At 55.5% G+C, this 16,947-nt stretch carries 22 protein-coding genes and 3 tRNA genes; 7 read left to right on the top strand and 18 right to left on the bottom strand.

Translation table 11 applies throughout. The features are described 5' to 3' along the window. The first annotated feature begins 204 nt into the window (after positions 1-204). Genes AC2Q8J_RS01350 through AC2Q8J_RS01340 form a run of 3 tightly spaced genes read left to right on the top strand, consistent with a single transcriptional unit; the run spans position 205 to position 2,605 of the window. Positions 205-1,188 (top strand): glycosyl transferase family protein, encoded by a 984-nt coding sequence (locus AC2Q8J_RS01350; protein ID WP_486451950.1) that lies wholly within the window; start codon positions 205-207, stop codon positions 1,186-1,188. A gap of 8 nt (positions 1,189-1,196) precedes the next feature. Continuing rightward, positions 1,197-2,288: a tRNA (uridine(54)-C5)-methyltransferase TrmA gene (gene trmA, locus AC2Q8J_RS01345; protein WP_424143524.1), complete on the top strand. Its 1,092-nt coding sequence runs from the start codon at positions 1,197-1,199 to the stop codon at positions 2,286-2,288. 35 nt (positions 2,289-2,323) lie between these two features. After that, positions 2,324-2,605, top strand: a complete 282-nt coding sequence (locus tag AC2Q8J_RS01340) for a 4a-hydroxytetrahydrobiopterin dehydratase (protein ID WP_288363027.1) — start codon at positions 2,324-2,326, stop codon at positions 2,603-2,605. Between the two features lie 2 nt (positions 2,606-2,607). Here the strand turns inward: AC2Q8J_RS01340 and AC2Q8J_RS01335 are convergent, their stop codons facing one another. The 7 genes from AC2Q8J_RS01335 to AC2Q8J_RS01305 all read right to left on the bottom strand — a co-directional run bounded on the left by AC2Q8J_RS01335 (position 2,608) and on the right by AC2Q8J_RS01305 (position 7,358). Next, on the bottom strand, positions 2,608-3,441 hold the full coding sequence (locus AC2Q8J_RS01335) for a hypothetical protein (RefSeq protein ID WP_486451949.1): 834 nt from the start codon (positions 3,439-3,441) through the stop codon (positions 2,608-2,610). A gap of 3 nt (positions 3,442-3,444) precedes the next feature. Next, a complete protein-coding gene (locus AC2Q8J_RS01330; protein WP_486451948.1) occupies positions 3,445-4,113 on the bottom strand; it encodes a dUTP diphosphatase in 669 nt (222 codons plus the stop codon). A 24-nt stretch (positions 4,114-4,137) separates the two neighbouring features. Then, a complete protein-coding gene (locus AC2Q8J_RS01325) occupies positions 4,138-4,377 on the bottom strand; it encodes a hypothetical protein (protein ID WP_486451947.1) in 240 nt (79 codons plus the stop codon). Between the two features lie 8 nt (positions 4,378-4,385). Continuing rightward, positions 4,386-4,721: a hypothetical protein gene (locus tag AC2Q8J_RS01320; protein WP_204996426.1), complete on the bottom strand. Its 336-nt coding sequence runs from the start codon at positions 4,719-4,721 to the stop codon at positions 4,386-4,388. 90 nt (positions 4,722-4,811) lie between these two features. Continuing rightward, positions 4,812-5,633 carry an NADPH-dependent 7-cyano-7-deazaguanine reductase QueF gene (queF, locus tag AC2Q8J_RS01315; RefSeq protein ID WP_486451946.1) on the bottom strand — a complete coding sequence of 274 codons (822 nt, stop codon included), beginning with the start codon at positions 5,631-5,633 and terminating at the stop codon, positions 4,812-4,814. Between the two features lie 10 nt (positions 5,634-5,643). Beyond that, the gene (locus AC2Q8J_RS01310) at positions 5,644-6,417 is read right to left on the bottom strand and encodes an ABC transporter permease (protein ID WP_027873819.1); all 774 of its coding nucleotides are present in this window, start codon (positions 6,415-6,417) and stop codon (positions 5,644-5,646) included. Positions 6,418-6,443: 26 nt separating this feature from the next. Then, on the bottom strand, positions 6,444-7,358 hold the full coding sequence (locus AC2Q8J_RS01305) for an ABC transporter ATP-binding protein (protein ID WP_286837946.1): 915 nt from the start codon (positions 7,356-7,358) through the stop codon (positions 6,444-6,446). Between the two features lie 100 nt (positions 7,359-7,458). Between AC2Q8J_RS01305 and AC2Q8J_RS01300 the strand changes: the two genes are divergently transcribed. Further along, positions 7,459-7,857, top strand: coding sequence for a PA2817 family protein (locus AC2Q8J_RS01300; protein WP_486451945.1), 399 nt, complete (start codon positions 7,459-7,461; stop codon positions 7,855-7,857). 85 nt (positions 7,858-7,942) lie between these two features. Here AC2Q8J_RS01300 and AC2Q8J_RS01295 read toward each other — a convergent pair. The 4 genes from AC2Q8J_RS01295 to msrB form a co-directional block, all read right to left on the bottom strand. Further along, positions 7,943-8,018: transfer RNA gene (locus tag AC2Q8J_RS01295), tRNA-Gly, on the bottom strand. A 138-nt stretch (positions 8,019-8,156) separates the two neighbouring features. After that, positions 8,157-8,232, bottom strand: a tRNA-Glu gene (locus AC2Q8J_RS01290). A 175-nt stretch (positions 8,233-8,407) separates the two neighbouring features. Next, positions 8,408-8,483 (bottom strand) — tRNA-Glu (locus AC2Q8J_RS01285). Positions 8,484-8,642: 159 nt separating this feature from the next. Continuing rightward, positions 8,643-9,041 (bottom strand): peptide-methionine (R)-S-oxide reductase MsrB, encoded by a 399-nt coding sequence (gene msrB / locus AC2Q8J_RS01280; RefSeq protein ID WP_374973626.1) that lies wholly within the window; start codon positions 9,039-9,041, stop codon positions 8,643-8,645. Between the two features lie 103 nt (positions 9,042-9,144). Here msrB and AC2Q8J_RS01275 point away from each other — a divergent pair, with 103 nt between their 5' ends. After that, on the top strand, positions 9,145-10,377 hold the full coding sequence (locus AC2Q8J_RS01275; RefSeq protein WP_204996421.1) for a pyridoxal phosphate-dependent aminotransferase: 1,233 nt from the start codon (positions 9,145-9,147) through the stop codon (positions 10,375-10,377). Here the strand turns inward: AC2Q8J_RS01275 and AC2Q8J_RS01270 are convergent. Together AC2Q8J_RS01270 and AC2Q8J_RS01265 are read right to left on the bottom strand one after the other, a co-directional pair. Continuing rightward, positions 10,370-11,311 carry a class I SAM-dependent methyltransferase gene (locus tag AC2Q8J_RS01270; RefSeq protein WP_486451944.1) on the bottom strand — a complete coding sequence of 314 codons (942 nt, stop codon included), beginning with the start codon at positions 11,309-11,311 and terminating at the stop codon, positions 10,370-10,372. The two genes, AC2Q8J_RS01275 and AC2Q8J_RS01270, sit on opposite strands and share 8 nt — an antisense overlap. Positions 11,312-11,315: 4 nt before the next feature. Next, the gene (locus tag AC2Q8J_RS01265; protein ID WP_486451943.1) at positions 11,316-12,449 is read right to left on the bottom strand and encodes an ATP-NAD kinase family protein; all 1,134 of its coding nucleotides are present in this window, start codon (positions 12,447-12,449) and stop codon (positions 11,316-11,318) included. 137 nt (positions 12,450-12,586) lie between these two features. Here AC2Q8J_RS01265 and AC2Q8J_RS01260 point away from each other — a divergent pair, with 137 nt between their 5' ends. Beyond that, a complete protein-coding gene (locus AC2Q8J_RS01260) occupies positions 12,587-12,787 on the top strand; it encodes a hypothetical protein (protein ID WP_204996418.1) in 201 nt (66 codons plus the stop codon). Here AC2Q8J_RS01260 and AC2Q8J_RS01255 read toward each other — a convergent pair. From AC2Q8J_RS01255 to AC2Q8J_RS01240, 4 genes are read right to left on the bottom strand one after another with little or no spacing between them, the layout of a single operon-like run. After that, positions 12,753-13,895, bottom strand: coding sequence for a 4-phosphoerythronate dehydrogenase (locus AC2Q8J_RS01255; protein WP_486451942.1), 1,143 nt, complete (start codon positions 13,893-13,895; stop codon positions 12,753-12,755). The genes AC2Q8J_RS01260 and AC2Q8J_RS01255 overlap by 35 nt on opposite strands. 2 nt (positions 13,896-13,897) lie before the next feature. After that, positions 13,898-14,797: a 5'-3' exonuclease gene (locus AC2Q8J_RS01250; protein ID WP_486452622.1), complete on the bottom strand. Its 900-nt coding sequence runs from the start codon at positions 14,795-14,797 to the stop codon at positions 13,898-13,900. After that, positions 14,794-15,357, bottom strand: a complete 564-nt coding sequence (locus AC2Q8J_RS01245) for an elongation factor P hydroxylase (protein WP_486451941.1) — start codon at positions 15,355-15,357, stop codon at positions 14,794-14,796. Before AC2Q8J_RS01245 ends, AC2Q8J_RS01250 begins: the two co-directional genes overlap by 4 nt. Before the next feature lie 13 nt (positions 15,358-15,370). Further along, positions 15,371-15,868 (bottom strand): gamma-glutamylcyclotransferase family protein, encoded by a 498-nt coding sequence (locus AC2Q8J_RS01240; protein ID WP_486451940.1) that lies wholly within the window; start codon positions 15,866-15,868, stop codon positions 15,371-15,373. 123 nt (positions 15,869-15,991) lie between these two features. Between AC2Q8J_RS01240 and AC2Q8J_RS01235 the strand changes: the two genes are divergently transcribed. Continuing rightward, on the top strand, positions 15,992-16,672 hold the full coding sequence (locus tag AC2Q8J_RS01235; protein WP_286695666.1) for a hypothetical protein: 681 nt from the start codon (positions 15,992-15,994) through the stop codon (positions 16,670-16,672). Here AC2Q8J_RS01235 and tusA read toward each other — a convergent pair. Then, a complete protein-coding gene (tusA, locus tag AC2Q8J_RS01230; RefSeq protein WP_204996412.1) occupies positions 16,662-16,904 on the bottom strand; it encodes a sulfurtransferase TusA in 243 nt (80 codons plus the stop codon). The genes AC2Q8J_RS01235 and tusA overlap by 11 nt on opposite strands. Positions 16,905-16,947: the final 43 nt, after the last annotated feature.

Genomic DNA, 16,947 nt, shown 5'->3' with positions numbered 1-16,947 from the left:
TCTATCGGGCTTGAACGCGCGCAAGAACATTATCAACTCGGCGATCAAGGCCACCCAGAGGCGGTAAGCATCAACTATTCACAACTCGTTACACTGTGCACCCGGTACAGACACTGCCTCAGCTGGTAAAATTCCCCCTCTGTGCAACCATCATCGGGGCGGCTCCCACACCATGAGCGCACGCCCTGGAAACAAAGGCCTGTTATGACTGAACACCCCTTCGCACAATATGTGCGAATTCTTGGGAAGGGTAAATCCGGCTCCCGCTCGTTGACGCTGGAAGAAGCGCGTAGCGCCATGACCATGCTTCTGAATGGTGAGGTGGAAGACGTCCAGCTCGGCGCGTTTTTGATGCTGCTGCGAGTGAAAGAAGAAAGCCCAGAGGAACTCGCAGGTTTCGTCCACGCGGTGCGCGACAGTCTATCTTTGCCGGGACTTTCCGTGGACCTGGACTGGGCAAGTTATGCCGGCAAACGGCGCCAGCAAGCCTGGTATCTGTTGGCGGCGCTGGCGCTGGCCGATAGCGGCGTTCGCACGGTGATGCACGGTGCAGCTGGCCACACAGCAGGCCGCGCCTACAGCGAACAACTTTTGCGGGAACTTGGCGAGCCTGTGGTAGAAGACCTCTCAGAATGTGCGACGGCACTTGAACAAGGTAATTTCTGCTACCTGCCGTTGCGTTTATTCTGCCCGGGCCTGCAACGGATGATGGAGATGCGCCAGTTGTTTGGACTGCGCTCCCCGGTTCATAGCCTCGCCAGGCTAATCAACCCCTTCGCCGCGCCCCACTCTCTGCAAAGTATTTTCCACCCCGCCTATAGCGACAGTCACCAACAGGCCGCTGCGCTGCTTCAGCAACCCCATGCTGCAGTATTTAAAGGCGAGGCCGGCGAGGCCGAGCGCAAGCCGGAGGCTATCTGCAAGGTGAAAACGGTACACAACGGCGTACTGGGCGAACAAGAGTGGCCAAAACTGCTCGACGGCCGCCAAACCTGGCAAACCGAGCTCAGCAGCCTGTGCCTTCGCGAGGCGTGGTGTGACGACAACATCAGTGAATACGGCAAGTACGCCGTATTAGGCAGCATTGCCATTGTCGTGCAACTTCGCACTCCCCAACTTGATATCGATGCAGCCTACGCAAAAGCCACCGAGATCTGGTCTGCGCGCAATCGTAGCCGTTTAGGATAACCACCAATATGACCAGCCAGTTCATTCAGCCCGAGCAATACCAACACTTGTTAGACGAAAAAGTAAGTGCTTGTCGCAGCCTGTTTGGCGATCTCGGCCTGCCCTCTCCTCAGGTTTTTCCGTCTTCCCCCAAGCACTATCGTATGCGTGCTGAATTTCGTGTGTGGCATAACAATGATGACCTGTTCTATGCCATGTTCGACCCTAACGACCCCAAAGTACCGCTGCGTGTCGACGACTTCCCCGTAGCCAGCGAGGCGATCTGCAAGCTGATGCCCGTGCTGCGCTCCGAACTCATTAACGCACCCGTGCTGCGCCACCGCCTGTTTCAGATCGAATTTCTAAGCACCCTCAGCGGCGACATGTTAGTCAGTCTCATATATCACCGGCGGCTTGACGACGCCTGGCAGACGGCTGCCACGGCCTTAACGGAGCAGCTTGGCATTAGTATTATCGGCCGCAGCCGAAAACAGAAGTGTGTTATCGGCCAAGACTATGTGGAAGAGACCCTCCCAATCGGCAACAGCCAATACCACTATCGCCAATACGAGGGCGGCTTTACGCAACCCAATGCTCAGGTAAACTGCAAAATGATCGAGTGGGCCATCGCACATGCCGAAGGCGACGAAAAGCGCGATCTGTTGGAGCTTTACTGCGGCAACGGTAACTTCACTGCCCCGCTTTCACGCAGCTTTCGCAAAGTTTTGGCCACAGAAATATCCAAAACCTCAGTAAAAGCCGCTAGGGAAAACTTCGCTCACAACGGCCTGGATAATATCGATATTCTGCGCATGTCGAGTGAGGAATTTACCAGCGCACTCAATGGTGAACGGCAGTTTCGGCGAATGGAAGGAAAAGACCTCGCTGACTACGATATTGGCTGCGTACTTGTCGACCCTCCCAGAGCGGGGCTCGACGCCGGTACGCGCGAGCTCATTGCCCGCTTTGAGCGCATCATCTACATTTCATGCAATCCGCAGACATTGCGCAGAGACCTAGAGCAATTACGCGGCACACATCACACAATCGCCTTCGCGCTGTTTGACCAGTTCCCCTACACTGACCACATGGAATGCGGCGTGATTCTGCAAAGACAGTAAAGCCGCCAATAATAGCAACAAGGATTCTGACAATTATGACCGTCAAACTGACAGATAAAGAAATCGCCGATGCATTGAAACAGCTGCCTCATTGGCAATTAGAAGGCGATAAACTCACTCGCCAGCTGGAGTTCAATCATTTTGTCGACGCCTTCGCCTTTATGACGCGCGTCGCCCTGCGAGCAGAAAAAATTGATCATCACCCCGACTGGAGCAATAGCTACAACCGCGTCGATATTGCCCTGACCAGTCACGACGCCGGCGGCCTTACCGCCCGCGACCTTGCCTTGGCGGCCGCTATCGATATGGAAGTCTAGGTTTACAACACGTGAACGCCGGCCTCGATAAGACGGCGGCTTAAATATTCATCCAGCGCATCGAGGTCTTCTGGGTGAATATCGATGACGGTCATGCCGCGTTGCGCGCAAATCTCGGCACGTGCCATTCTGGCAGACAGCACATCGGGGTGCTCAGTCCCTCCCCACACCTCTAGACAAAGCTGGTATTCCGGTAGAAAAAAGTCGACATCGCCTGCCGTTGGCGCGGCCAGGGGCTGCTCACTGGCGTAGCGCAAACCGGCAAAGTACAGCCAGTCGGCAACCTGGCGGTGAGCATCGCTACTACACTGACGGCCATCAGCACTGCGACACTCACTCAGCAAATCATCACCGCGCTGACTGCGCCGGTGGAGCTCACGTAACGGTGGATGCGCCAGCATGTCCTCAGGCCACATCACATAGCTTTGGCCGCTTTGCGGGCTATCACAGGTTTGCCCGCCCAATGCCTGACCACTGCCACTTGCCTCCCAGCCACGGCGACCTGAGACGATATAACCGAGCGCACACAACAGCCGGTTTGTCTGCCTGGCGGAAATACCCAGCGGTTTGCCGAGTTCTGCCGCCGACAGCAAACGCTGACTCTCCATCGCTTGAAACAGGCGGTGTTCGATAATTGCCGGCGGCCAAACAATATAACGCCCATAGCGCTTACTGTTTACGTAACGCCCACCTTCAAATTCACCCTTTGCGGTCAGCGCCCAACCATCGTCAATTTTCCGTATCCAGCCATAGTCCTTTAACGTGGCAAACAGCTGCTGCACGGGCAGCTCCAGCTGACGCGCCAGGGCCGAAGTCGACAAGCCGTCCTGACTCACGACCTACGCCCCCGGGTAACGCGATGCCAGCGCCGCATAGACCTGGTCGGCAAAATCCGCCGCGTCGCTATCTAACTCAGTCAGCACTTCCACGAGGTGGACATTATCTTCCTTGCCCGCCCAGGTTTTTATGTAGCTACCGTCTTTGTAGCCGTGGTCTTGGCGAAAGAAGTTCAAGACATTCTTGCCAACATATTGGCGATAGAGGGTGACAAAATCCAAACCGACAGCCAGCAGTAGATCCCTGAATAGGGCCACCGAAAATGAACGACTAACCAAGCTGTGGTTGGCCAGCGCCTCCGTTGCGGTTAACACATCAGTCGACTTTTGCTCGCTATTCTCAAGCTCCGCAAGCATCTCTGCGGCAATAGCCTCGTGCGATTTTCCGGCGGCGAATAAGGCGCTCATACCGAAGTGCCAAATATCGACAACTTCCAGCTGAACCTGCTCGAGATCCGTGTCCTGTTTTTTCCACCACTTATATCCTTGGTGATCCATCAACTCACCGCACTCGATCCAAACAGCGCGGTACCACTCGTACTGCTGGTCGATCCACTGCGGATGCACGCGCTGGTTCATCCGGTCTTGCATCGCAAGCATGGTACAAAAAGCCTGTTGTTGAGCGTGAGTAGACACCAGCATTTCCCCGTAATTAAAAAACGGGATCATCATAAACAATTGATGGGAAAAGAGCACTTACGAAGCGGCTATGCAGCGCTCTCGAAATGTCTCTGAGGCATTGAGCAGGCGCCGCATCGTCGCACTGTCGAGGCTGGCGCGCTCGTCGCTCTCTACCAGAGGAAGGATGACAGCAGGGATCTGTGCGGCAAAATTTGCGACATACACCAAGCGCCGCGGCTCTGACCAGATCATCACCGACGAACTGGGGCCATGCATGGTGTAGCGCTTACTGCGCACACGGTTAGGCTTCCACATGAGGCCTCCTAGGCACAGTCGCGCTTGTGTTGTGTGGGCTTGGACGAATCGAGCACGACGCGCACATTGCGCCCGCAGGCAAAATCAACCACCGGCAGGGGAATGTCGTGAAGCAGCACTGCCACGGCCGCTTCTGGGAGATCCGGCAGGCAGAGCATGTCCTTGGGCTCTTCGCCCTGAGGGAAGAAGATCAGCAGGTCGTAAATGCTCACCCGCCCATCCTCAACGATTTTGTGCAACTCAAAGCAGGCACCATCAATTACGCGAGGAAAAACATGATCCACACCCAGGTGGTTCACGTTTCCTTTGTCGTCGTAACCAAGGAGATAACTGGCGATGAGCATTTGACCTCCTGACAAGGCCTGTGGCGATGACAAGATTGTCGCTATTAGCGGCTAAAACCACTATCCGGTCATTTACTTACCGGCCTAAGATCACTGCCTAAACGCCCGCGGATTAAGCGGCTCAGCCGGTTCGCTACTACCCCGCCAAGGGTTGATATCCAGACCACCACGCCGCAAGTAGCGCGCGAAGACCGTTAGTGTTTCTGTTTGGCATGCTCGCTGAATGTCGCAAAAAATCTGCTCGACACACTGCTCGTGAAAATCGTTTTGCTGGCGAAAGGAAACCAAATACCGCAGCAAACTTGCTTCATCGATTTTGGGGCCTCGGCAGCGAATGCTCACGGAGGCCCAATCCGGCTGTCCCGTCACCGGGCAGCGCGATCGCAACAGGTGGCTGTAGTATTGCTGATCGACGACCTCACCTTCTTCACAGCGCAGCAATTGTGCGCTTGGCTGATAATCGCTGATGTCGATATCCAGCGAATCCAGGCACTGCCCTTCCATCGACTCGGGACATAAGGTTTTATCCCAGTGCTCCGGTCGGTGCAAAATGACCTTTACCTCGGCGCCACAGACCTGACTGAGATCCTCCGTCAATGCCGACAACACCGCTTGCTCTGAATCAAAGGCGGTTTGGTTGAAGGAGTTTAAATACAGCTTGAACGACTTTGACTCGACAATAAACGGTGACGCCGCCGGAAAATGAAACTCTCCCACCGCAACATGGGGCTTTCCACGTTGGTCTAGCCACGACAGCTCGAAGGCGTTCCAAACGTCTACACCGTAGAAATGAGTCGCGCCGTCAATACCGAGGCGCTGGCGCCCCTCGCTGCGCGCAATGGGATGCAGCACAGAGGGATCATAGTGCTCCGGGTAGTCTACCTGTGCGCCCAGCGGCCCGTGAATGCCCATAATGCCTCCCCTACTGGCGCAAGCGCTTACCGGTGTTAAGCAGATACATGCAGTAGCCATAGGCCAACAGCGTAAATACCCCCACCATCAAGAAAGCGGTGCCCACATTCACATCCGAAACCCCTAGCACCCCATAGCGAAAGGCATTCACGATGTAGAGCATGGGATTTAAACGCGACACATCCGCCCAAAATTCTGGCAGCAAATCTATCGAGTAAAAAACACCACCCAAGTAGGTCAGCGGCGTTAACACGAACACCGGCACAATCGACACATCATCAAAGTTATTGGCGTACACCGCATTGATAAAGCCCGCCAACGAAAACATGATGGACGTCATCAGCACAATGCCAACCGTAACGCCAATATGCTGTATATGCAGGCGAGTAAAAAACAGTGACAGCAAGGTGACGATCAGGCCGACCAACAAGCCCCGTGCCACACCGCCCAATACATAGCCCCACAACACCGTGTTGTTGGACATCGGGGATACCAGAATTTCCTCAACAAAGCGCTGAAACTTCGCCCCGAAGAACGACGACACCACATTGGAGTAGGCATTGGTGATTACCGACATCATAATCAGGCCCGGCACCACAAATTCCATGTAAGTAAAGCCGCCCATCTCGCCAATGCGGGAGCCGATCAAGGCACCAAAAATTATAAAATACAGCGACATGGTAATGGCTGGCGGCAACAGCGTTTGCATCCATATTCTCAAAAACCGCCGGATCTCCTTGCGCACAATTGTGATAAAGGCGATCCACTGTTCACGCGTTGTCATGTTTTATAACCTCGTAGTGAGCCGCGCTAGCTCTTCGCTAGCAACGACACAAATAATTCTTCAAGACGATTCGCCTTGTTACGCATACTGGTAACTTCAACGCCCTGCTCACTCAGGGCCGCAAACACCGCATTCAGGGAACCGCCCTTCTCCAGCGCGACTTCCAGCATTTGCTCATCCGTTTTGTGGGTTTCAAAGCCCGCAATTGAAATGGTATCGGGCAGCGGCTCTTTGGTATCGAGCACGAAGGTCTCTCTGTGAAGCTGCTTAAGCAGTGTCTTCATCGCCGTGTTTTCAGCAATTTCGCCGCTGTCGATAATGGCAATGTTCCGGCACAGGCTTTCCGCTTCTTCGAGGTAGTGCGTCGTTAAAATGATGGTCGTGCCGCGCTGGTTGATTTCCTTCAGAAAGGCCCACATCGAACGGCGCAGCTCAATGTCCACACCAGCGGTGGGCTCGTCGAGGATCAGTAGGCGCGGCTCATGTACCAGCGCGCGAGCAATCATCAAGCGGCGCTTCATACCACCCGACAGCATGCGTGAGGCAGTGTTGCGCTTTTCCCACAAATCCAGCTGCCGAAGGTAGGTCTCGGCGCGCTGCTCGGCCAACTCTCTTGTCAAGCCGTAGTAACCTGCCTGATTAACGACAATATCCCAAACGCTTTCAAAATTCGAAAAATTGAATTCCTGAGGGACAATGCCAATCTCTTTCTTGGCGAGCGCTAATTCGTTATCGATCGAGTGGCCAAACACACTCACCGAGCCCGCCGTCTTCTTTACCAACGAGCAAATAATGCCAATGGTCGTCGACTTTCCTGCGCCATTGGGGCCAAGCAGAGCAAAGAAGTCGCCCTCCTCAACACATAAATCGATCCCTTTCAGTGCTTCAAAGCCATTGTCGTAGACCTTGCGTAACCCTCGTATTTCTAGGGCTTTGCTCATAGTGATTTCCCATCGTTTAGATAGTGAGAAGGGCCGGTATTTTGCCACGGTGCAGAGATCGAATACACTGGCGCGCTGAATTCATTGCTACGGAGCCCCTGTGAATAGTCGATCGCTGTATTTCCACCAACTCTTCGACCAACTCTTTCAAACCTGCAAAAACGGCCTGGAGGGCCACGGTGCCTACACACAAGACGCTGTCGACGACTTACTAAATGGCTTTGAGGCACTGCAAAAGCAACTCAGCGGCGACGATGCCCTGGCGCGAGGCCAGGCCCTGCTGTGCCAAATCATTGCGCACTTCCCCGACATCACCCCGATGATGCACCGCGACCTGCTGTGGTATTTCGGTGGTGATTGCCTGCACTACCTCAGCGACGCTGAACTTGAGCAATACCAGCAGCTCGAGGAACGCTACCACGCCGCTACGGCGTATGAAGATGACGCAGACAGCGGTCACTACCGGGACTTGCGTGCCAAGGTATTCGGCATGCACTAGCCCTTTAGCCCCTCACTGCCCACCGCGCGTGGGCAAAAAGTACAGACGAAAAAAAAGCGAAACATGTGTTTCGCTTTTCATTTTTTGGAGCGGGAAACCGGGTTCGAACCGGCGACCTCAACCTTGGCAAGGTTGCGCTCTACCAACTGAGCTATTCCCGCAAATCTGTTTTGCGCTTACTGCGCAGCGGAGAAATATAATTCTCCATTTTCCTTTTGTCAACAGCGACTTAGAGCAATCTCTTTAAGTCATTTTGCCGACACCGCACCGGTATTTCACAACCGATGAAGCAGAATAAATGGCGTCCCCTAGGGGACTCGAACCCCTGTTACTGCCGTGAAAGGGCAGTGTCCTAGGCCACTAGACGAAGGGGACGCCGCAAACCTCTCACTAGAGCTGCTACCCTGAGCGAGAGCGGCGGCAATTTTAAGAGTTGCCCTTGAGCGCGTCAAGGTGGCAAGTCTCTGTCATTACCGCATTCTGGCGAAAGAAAAAACGGCCGGTCTTTTCTTCCCTGCTCTGCAGTGCAAGCACTACAGGGCGAAATAAATGGCGTCCCCTAGGGGACTCGAACCCCTGTTACTGCCGTGAAAGGGCAGTGTCCTAGGCCACTAGACGAAGGGGACGCCGCAAACCTTCCAGGCTGCGAGTCACTGTTGCCTGAAAGTGGCGCGAATTTTAGGGAGCCTGCTCGCTGCCGTCAAGCCTGAATTTACCGCAAACGCAAAATAATGCGTTTTTTCAGTAATTCTGTCGATTTTTTATTCAAGCTGCGCAGAAATCGGTCAAGCTTCTGATTTATCTAGAGTTAGCGACACCGAGTTGATGCAATACCGCAGCCCTGTGGGCGCCGGCCCGTCACTAAACACATGCCCCAGGTGAGCATCGCAGCGAGCACAAACGACCTCTTCGCGGATCATGCCATGACTGGTATCGCGATTGATTCCGAGAGCGCCTTCGTCGGCTGGCTGGTAGAAGCTCGGCCAACCTGAGCCGGAGTCGTATTTCGTTGTTGACGAGAACAGCGCCTCACCACAGCAACGGCATCGGTATACGCCGTTGGCAGACTCTTTATAGTATTTCCCGGTGAACGCGCGCTCCGTGCCCTTCTCGCGACATACATGGTATTCCTCCGGGCTGAGAAGTTCCCGCCACTGCGCCGCGGATTTTACGACTTTTTCCATCAATATCACTCCACTTGCAAGCCTTTGAAGACGTATACTGTTGCTAACTGTTGATCGCGAGGCAATTCCGCCAGCACCAATCACTTACGATTAGAAGATCGCCATGAGCCATTATTACAAATCCAGCAAACTTCAGAACGTCTGTTATGACATTCGCGGCCCGGTTTTGCACCGCGCCAATGAATTGGAAGAGGAAGGCTATCGCATCCTCAAGCTCAATATAGGCAACCCGGCGGCATTTGGATTCAACGCGCCAGAAGAGATCATTCAAGACGTGATTCGGCTGCTACCGGAGAGTGAGGGCTACAGCGACTCCAAAGGCTTGTACTCAGCTCGGAAAGCCATCATGCAGGAATGCCAAAAAATCGGTATTCCCGGTGTTGAGGTTAATGACATCTACCTGGGCAACGGCTGTAGTGAGCTAATTACCATGGCAACCCAGGCGCTGTTAAATATCGGCGACGAGGTGCTTATCCCCTCCCCCGATTATCCGCTATGGACAGCGGTGGTATCTCTGAGTGGTGCCAAGCCGGTTCACTACCTCTGCGACGAAGAGAATGACTGGCAGCCGTCACTTGACGATATTCGCGCAAAAATCACCGACAAAACCCGCGCCATCGTTATCATCAACCCGAACAACCCCACTGGTGCGGTGTATAGCCGGGAGATGCTCGAAGCGCTGGTCGATATTGCAGAAGAACACAATCTGGTGGTTTTTGCCGACGAGATCTACAGCAAAATTCTCTACGATGATGCCGTGCACATTCCTCTGGGTAGCATTAGCCGCGACGTGCTATGCCTGACCTTCAATGGCTTGTCCAAAGCCTATCGACTGGCGGGTTTCCGCAGCGGCTGGATGGTGGTGTCCGGCGCTAAAGACCGCGCCGCCGATTACATCGAAGGTTTAGATATGTTGTCGTCAATGCGGCTGTGTGCCAACGTACCGGCTCAGCACGCCATACAAACGGCATTGGGCGGTTATCAGAGTATTAACGAGTTGATCCTTCCCGGTGGGCGCCTGCTTGAACAGCGCGACCTCGCATGGCAGATGCTCAACGATATTCCCGGCGTCAGTTGCACCAAGCCCGCCGGCACTATCTACATGTTCCCCAAGCTGGACCCCGAGGTTTACCCGGTGGCCAATGACGAGCAACTGGTGCTCGACCTGCTAAATCAGGAAAAAATACTGCTGGTGCAGGGTACCGGTTTCAACTGGCACACCACGGACCACCTGCGTATCGTCTTTTTGCCCAATAAGCTTGATCTGGCAGACGCCATTGAGCGCTTTGGCCGTTTCTTACAGGGTTACCGCAAAAAACTCCGCGCCGTTAGCTAGGCGCGCGATAGTGAAGCACCTTGAGGGCGGCATCCGTGTCGCGCTCAGGGAAATCTGCTCGCCCTGCTAAACGCTCACAAAACTGTGCCTCGGGCCAATATTCTGCAACGCGGTCGCGAAGAAAAGCCTCATCCAGCAGCGGCGAATTCAAACAGATCAGCACATCCGCCCCCGGCGCGCAGAGACTGCCCATCCTCGACAGCAGACGCCCGTAATCTCGCGCCGCATCAAAACTGCCGGCCTGCCGCGATGGCGGATCACAGATCACCACATCATAGGGGCCGAGTTTTTTTAGCTTTCCCCAGCTCTTAAAAATATCGTGACCGAGAAACACCGGCGCGCCGCTGTCGGCGTCGTTCAGGCGATGGTTCTCCCGCCCGGTGCGCAACGACGATTTACTCATATCGATATTGACGATCTGGCTCGCCCCGGCCTTGCTGGCCGCGACCGAAAAAGCACAGGTGTAGGAAAATAAATTCAGTACCCGACAGCCATCTGCCCGCGCCGTCAGCCAGCGCCGCGCCGGCTGCATATCCATAAAGTAACCAATGTTCTGCCGTCCGCCCAATTGCAGCGCGAATCGTAAACCCTCCTCCACGGCATACATTGGGCTCGGCACGTCGCCCCAGAGAGTTTGCAGATCAGCATCGCGCTGATAGCGATGTTGCACTATCGCCGCGGTAAAATGTGGCGCCAGCGTCTCCGCAAGAGCCGCACAGAAATCAGCCCAAAAATTCCCCGGTGGCTCGCGATACAGCACGATCCACAGCAGTGGAGAGAAGTAATCCACCGTCAACCACTCGTAGCCGGGATAGCATTGGCCGCGGCCGTGAAACAAACGTCGGCTTTCACCGTCTGCGCAGCGCTGCGGCCATTGCTCAAGCTTTGCCAGGCTCAATAAGCCCTCAACATTTACCTCTACCCGCTCGGCCATCACGCTACACCTCACCGGCACTGACGCGGTACATCACCTGATCGCGATAGCCCGTGGTTACCGCAATAAAGCCCTGCCATTGCGCATCTAGCGCGGCGTCGTTGCTGTCGACCAGCAGCGGACGCCCCGCCAATCCGCTCAGCTTGCCCTTGCTCGCCAGCACCTGAAAATTGTCCCGGCCAATACGGCGAATAAGCGCAGGAGTGAGCTGCTGATTGCCCCGCCCTAAGATATGCCCTTGGCCACCTATCGCGGTAATCAGCACGGTTATCAGCCCCTGGTGATGATCCATCACCTCACTAATTTGCTGGGCATTGGCATCGGCCTGCAGCAATTCACCGCCGCGCACAAGGTCAAAACCGAGCAAGGTATAGGGCAGACCCAGTGCCTCCATAAACCCGGTTGTGGTACTGCCCGGGCCGACGATGTAAAGGCAGTCCTCGTCATAGTTTTCCATTAATTCATCTGCGATATCGGCTATTACCAATTCTTCAACTTCCCGGCCGGCCTGTTTCACTTGCTGCAGAAAACCACCCAAGCGCGGCACCATCAGTTCGCCGTAGTGACGTGAACGTACTCGCCCCTGGGCGAAGGCGGCCTCGTCGATATCCCTGACCTCCTGCAGCCCGATATCCACCAAATCACCATCGATCAGCGCCCGCAATATCGCCGCCGCTGCCTGAGGGTTAACGGCATAGACCGCCGAATGCATTTTCACTCCTGCTGGCAAGCCCAATACCGGCAGGCTTTCGCCCACGGCACTGTAAATATCTCTGGCGGTGCCATCGCCGCCAACAAACAGCACAATATCGACCTGTTCGCTTAGTAAACACTGGGCGGCGCGGCGCGTGTCTTCCGCTGAGCTCAGCGCCTCGGCGCGGCCAACCGACGTAAATGTAAGACCCGCTTCGCGGCACGCCTGCTCAGCCATGGCACCATCAAAGCCATACACCGCAAGCTGTTCCGCCACGGGTGCTAGCGCAGCCAAGCAGCGCACAGCTCTTGGCAGCGAACGGCTATTCGCCATTTCTTCAGCCACCGACTGGCGCAGCCCGTCGGGCAGTGTATCGCTGCCTTTTAAGCCCTCAGGGCCTCCTAATCCAGCGTAGGGGTTAACGATCAAGCCCAGCTTAAACATCTAATACCTCAACTTCTGCCGCGATCTGCGGCCAATACTTAGAGACAGCCAATACGGCAGCGCCATAGCATAGCGGTCATAATTTGCATTTACCCTCGGTAGAACTAACCTTGGAATAAACGTTTAGGATTTTCGCTATGTCCAGACACAACCCAACAGCAAGCTCGCCAAGCCACGCCGCTCAGGAGCGCTTTGAAAAACGCTACGGCGCGTGGTTGATCGATGATAACGGCCGGGAAATTCCCATCGACGCTCACAAAGTTGAATCCTGCCTCGATGCACTCAGCGGCAGCGACGACGAATTTATTTGCTACCTTGCAAAGCAGCGAGCAAGTTAAGCTGCGCTGCGCTCAGCGCTTTACCCACTCCCCGGTAATCGCAATACGCAAACTCCCGGCGCTCCGGGTAGTGTTTGCGTAACGCATCAAATTGCTTGGCGGGGTTCTCCGTCAGTAGACTCTCTCGAAATCGTTTGTCGTCGGCGCAAACGTCGTACACCGCCGCAACTGCTTCACGCAGCAGCGCGTTGTCACCCTCGGCCTTCAAACCAATACTCGGGCGCGGTAGCGCTACCCCAGGCAGGGCAAGTTCCCCACTGCCACTATCTGCCACATAGTCTGCTAAGCGCTCGGCAATCATACGCGTGCCAGCCACTTTACCGTCGAGACTGTAACCCGCGATATGCGGCGTTGCGATCAAGCATAAATCCGCCAAGCGCTTATCGACGCTGGGCTCGCCCTCCCAGACATCCATTGCCAAATGAATATCCGGGCGCTGCTGCTTGAGGGCCAACAAATCGTGAGTTGCTATCACTCCGCCGCGACCAGCGCTGATCAATAATGCCCCGTCCGGCAAACTGCTTAGCTGCTTCGCCGTAAGCATATGATAACTCGGGTAGTTACCGCCGGTAGTCAGTGGCGCGTGCACGCTCATCACCTCACATCGCAATACCTCGTCGAGTGTACTCAGGCGTGGATCGCTGTCTTGGGCCAGCAGGGGGTCGTAAGCCACGCTATCGATGCTCAGGCGCGCCAAACGCTCAGCAACCGTTCGCCCCACATTCCCAAACCCAACAAGGCCGACTCGCCCGCCGTGTCGCAATACCTCCAGGCGATCACCGCAGGCACAAATAACGCTGATGACATAGTCCGTCACCGAATTGGCATTGCAACCGGGGGCGGTATAAGCGGCAATGCCGCTACGCGCCAAATAGTCCATATCCAAGTGATCTGCGCCAATGGTGCAGGAGCCAACAAACTTAATTTGACTGCCGGCAAGCAAAGCGCGGTCAACCTTAGTGACTGAGCGCACAATCAACGCTTGGGCGTCTCCGAGCTCCGCCGAAGAGAGCGTGCGCCCTGCAAAACGGCGAATCTCGCAAAAGGACGCGAACATGGCGTCAGCGTAAGGCACATTCTCGTCGACCAATATCTTGAGTGGCAGCACAACTATCCCCAAATTAAAGCGCGTGAATACCGCGCCAGTAAACGTTCGATAAGCGCCTCGGGCAAACCGCCGCTGGCCGCGCCAATTGAAGATACCTCTGCCGGATGACGCAGCCCCTGTAGACAGCGCTCGTCCAGTGGCACATCGCGGCGCAACTGCGTGAGCTGACGGTAGAGAAACAGCGCGTCCCGATGTTGCGAAAATCGCTGAGCAAGGCCTTTGGCACCACGCACCGGCAAACTGGCCAGCGCATCAAGGTCGTTAAAAATCGCCTCGAGTGAGCTGAAATGCCGGAATATCACCTTCGCGGTTCCCTCTCCCACTCCTGGCAAACCGGGAATACCATCTACACGATCGCCCGCCACCGCCAGATAATCAGCTAAAGCCTCACAATTCACGCCTTTTTCCGCTTGCCACCCCAGGCGAGTCTGCGCATCGCGACCAATATCCTGCAAGCGATCGGCATCGCTGCGAAGAATTTGCGCCAGGTCTTTATCGCGACTTAATACTGTTACCGCGTCGCCCCGCTGCTGCGCGGCGCTCGCCGCAGTCGCTAGCAGGTCATCCGCCTCGAATTGCTCATCAGCACAGCAGGCAAGACCCAGCGCCTCCGAAACGGCGCGACAACAGCGCAGTTGAAACGCCAGCTCGTCGTCCGGCAGTGCCCGCTGCGACTTATAACCACTATACAAGGCCTCACGAAAGCCCTGCCCCAGGCTTTCATCAAAGGCCACCAGCACCCGACTCGGCTGCTCGGCATGCAAAAACCGCAGCAAACACGTCAAATAGCCCTGCACCGCATGCAACGAGTAACCCTGCTCGCTATAAAATTGCGCTGGTTGAGAGAAGTAGGCGCGAAAGATATAGATCGATGCATCCAGGCAGTAGAGGCGCGGTGTCATCGCCACAGTGCCGCCAAAGATAGATCGCGCTCAGACGGCGCCCCGACCCCGCCAAACTCAATGGCTAGCGCCTGCTGAAAGCTTGCCGCTCGACCGGGCAAACCCTCGCGCAAATACCTGCGGGCTTGCTGCCACACGGCCAGGGCAAAGGAAAAATTATCACCCGGCGCTGCATCTAAATTATCAATACTCAACGCAAAAGGCAGGCCAGAGGCCAAGCAAAATAACCACTCTAACGCTTGGGGTTTGCGCTCTACTAACTCAAACTGCTGTTGCTGCTCAGCGCTGCGGCCATCGGGCTCATACCAATAACCATAGTCCAGCAGTTTTCGGCGCTGCTCGCCGGCAATGCACCAGTGCGCAACTTCATGAAGGGCGCTGCGAGCAAAGTCGTCGCGGTAAAAAATCGTATTGGCCTGCTCCCCGCTTGCCGGCTGGTATAGGGGCTCATCCGCGCCGCCGCACAGCAGGCAGTTTTCGCTGCGAGCAAAGCACCTGGCAAACACCTCGGCGATACGCTGATCTGCTGCGGGTGCAACTGCGGGTGCAACGGCAGCCACGTGTATGGCCCGCTCAGTCATTATATTGCAAGCCGCGCTGCGGGCAGCCGTCCTCTACTTGATGGCAAGGCTGTTGTTGTAGCCACTCCAGGTAGCCTTCGCTCAAAAACTCAGCGCCGGCAAGCAGGTGTTGAATATAGCGGCTCTGCGGCAGCAAGCCGCGAGTGATGTAAGCCGGATTCGCCATATACACCCATGCGTTTTGCGTTGTCTCGATGGTCTGCACGCGTAGCACCTCGCGGCTATACCGCACAGGCGTCCCCTCGTAGTGATCCATCAGGGCAATATCGTCCTGGCCCCGTAAACGGTACAGCACCCCTTCAACGTGTTGGTCGTGGGCAGGCACCACATTGGCGTAGGCAACACCGGGGTTACTGTGCGCTTCCTTGTTAAAACACAGCACAAAATTCGTCAGGCGCGCCGCCTCAGCGGTAAGGAAATCAAGGCCCCTGGCACGCATTCGAGCCGGGTTCATATTTGAGCCATAGGCGAAGTAGTAACAACTGCTCACTGCAAGACTATCCAGAAAAACTTGGCAAAAGGGGAAACTACAGGTAATTTTATCAGAAAGGGATAGCACCGCGCTTGGCGCGTCAGCCGCTAAGTGATCGCCCCCGCTACGTGAGGATGCATCATGGCTACACGTAACCTAGGCAATACCCCCTCGGCGCAGATCTTGCCCTTCCCTACCAACGCCGCCCGCACCGAGCCGAGCATCGTCGCGGTATCACCGGAATTTCAAGGCTATTGCCTGTTATACGCTCATCACGCACTGTCCACAGACAAACTCTATGCCCTGCGCATCTTATGCTGGGCACGGCTCGATAACGGCGACGACGTGGCCTTGGTGCCCTGGCTCGACGGTGTTGCTCGCTGCAGCGAGCTCAACGATGCCCAAACGGGTTTATCTCAGGGTTACTTTGACCCTATTGCAGAGCAGCGCTTTGATGTGATGCCCGCCCACCACAGCGCCATACTGGACAGCCTGTGCCCCAAACAGGCGTCTAGCGATAATAGCGTGATTCAAGAAATTCCCGACCTGATAGGCAGTCATGCCGCTCTGCTGAACGACGGCCACGAATTCCAATTAGAGCCGGTAGTGAGTTGGCAGTTGCTCGCTGGCGGTCGCCTGCAGGCGATGATCGCTGACCCTGAAAAAATCACCCAACACCCGGTGCTGCCCGGCGACCCCTGCCTGTACCCGGCAACCGAAGCCGAAGGCCTGCGCTACTACTTCCAATACCATATCGCCAATCAAATAAAACGCGGCGGCGAAATGACGGCGCGCGCGTTACATAGCCTGATCAAGCACTAGGAGCGGCTTTGCGCACCCAATAGCGGTAGTGCTCGCCCTCCTGTTGCTGGTCGATAAGCTCGTGACCGAGAAAGGCGCAGAATTTTGGAATATCGCGGGTCGTGGCCGGATCTGTTGCCAGAATTTCCAGCACCTCACCAGCCGCGATATCACGAATTTTATTGTGCAGCATCATTACCGGCTCGGGGCAGGTTAAACCACTGGTATCCAGATTGTGATCGACCTTCGTCATGACTTACTCAACTCTGTATGCGGGCAAACGGGCGAGGTATTGT

Source organism: Spongiibacter sp. C9W, from assembly GCF_057370015.1.
This window is presented reverse-complemented; position numbering and strand designations above follow the sequence as displayed.

Coding starts and splice junctions, on each gene's coding strand:
- AC2Q8J_RS01350 (WP_486451950.1), top strand. CDS start 205: ATGACTGAACACCCCTTCGCACAATATGTGCGAATTCTTGGGAAGGGT.
- trmA (WP_424143524.1), top strand. CDS start 1,197: ATGACCAGCCAGTTCATTCAGCCCGAGCAATACCAACACTTGTTAGAC.
- AC2Q8J_RS01340 (WP_288363027.1), top strand. CDS start 2,324: ATGACCGTCAAACTGACAGATAAAGAAATCGCCGATGCATTGAAACAG.
- AC2Q8J_RS01330 (WP_486451948.1), bottom strand. CDS start 4,113: ATGATGATCCCGTTTTTTAATTACGGGGAAATGCTGGTGTCTACTCAC.
- AC2Q8J_RS01325 (WP_486451947.1), bottom strand. CDS start 4,377: ATGTGGAAGCCTAACCGTGTGCGCAGTAAGCGCTACACCATGCATGGC.
- AC2Q8J_RS01320 (WP_204996426.1), bottom strand. CDS start 4,721: ATGCTCATCGCCAGTTATCTCCTTGGTTACGACGACAAAGGAAACGTG.
- queF (WP_486451946.1), bottom strand. CDS start 5,633: ATGGGCATTCACGGGCCGCTGGGCGCACAGGTAGACTACCCGGAGCAC.
- AC2Q8J_RS01310 (WP_027873819.1), bottom strand. CDS start 6,417: ATGACAACGCGTGAACAGTGGATCGCCTTTATCACAATTGTGCGCAAG.
- AC2Q8J_RS01305 (WP_286837946.1), bottom strand. CDS start 7,358: ATGAGCAAAGCCCTAGAAATACGAGGGTTACGCAAGGTCTACGACAAT.
- msrB (WP_374973626.1), bottom strand. CDS start 9,041: ATGGAAAAAGTCGTAAAATCCGCGGCGCAGTGGCGGGAACTTCTCAGC.
- AC2Q8J_RS01275 (WP_204996421.1), top strand. CDS start 9,145: ATGAGCCATTATTACAAATCCAGCAAACTTCAGAACGTCTGTTATGAC.
- AC2Q8J_RS01270 (WP_486451944.1), bottom strand. CDS start 11,311: ATGGCCGAGCGGGTAGAGGTAAATGTTGAGGGCTTATTGAGCCTGGCA.
- AC2Q8J_RS01265 (WP_486451943.1), bottom strand. CDS start 12,449: ATGTTTAAGCTGGGCTTGATCGTTAACCCCTACGCTGGATTAGGAGGC.
- AC2Q8J_RS01260 (WP_204996418.1), top strand. CDS start 12,587: ATGTCCAGACACAACCCAACAGCAAGCTCGCCAAGCCACGCCGCTCAG.
- AC2Q8J_RS01250 (WP_486452622.1), bottom strand. CDS start 14,797: ATGACACCGCGCCTCTACTGCCTGGATGCATCGATCTATATCTTTCGC.
- AC2Q8J_RS01235 (WP_286695666.1), top strand. CDS start 15,992: ATGGCTACACGTAACCTAGGCAATACCCCCTCGGCGCAGATCTTGCCC.
- tusA (WP_204996412.1), bottom strand. CDS start 16,904: ATGACGAAGGTCGATCACAATCTGGATACCAGTGGTTTAACCTGCCCC.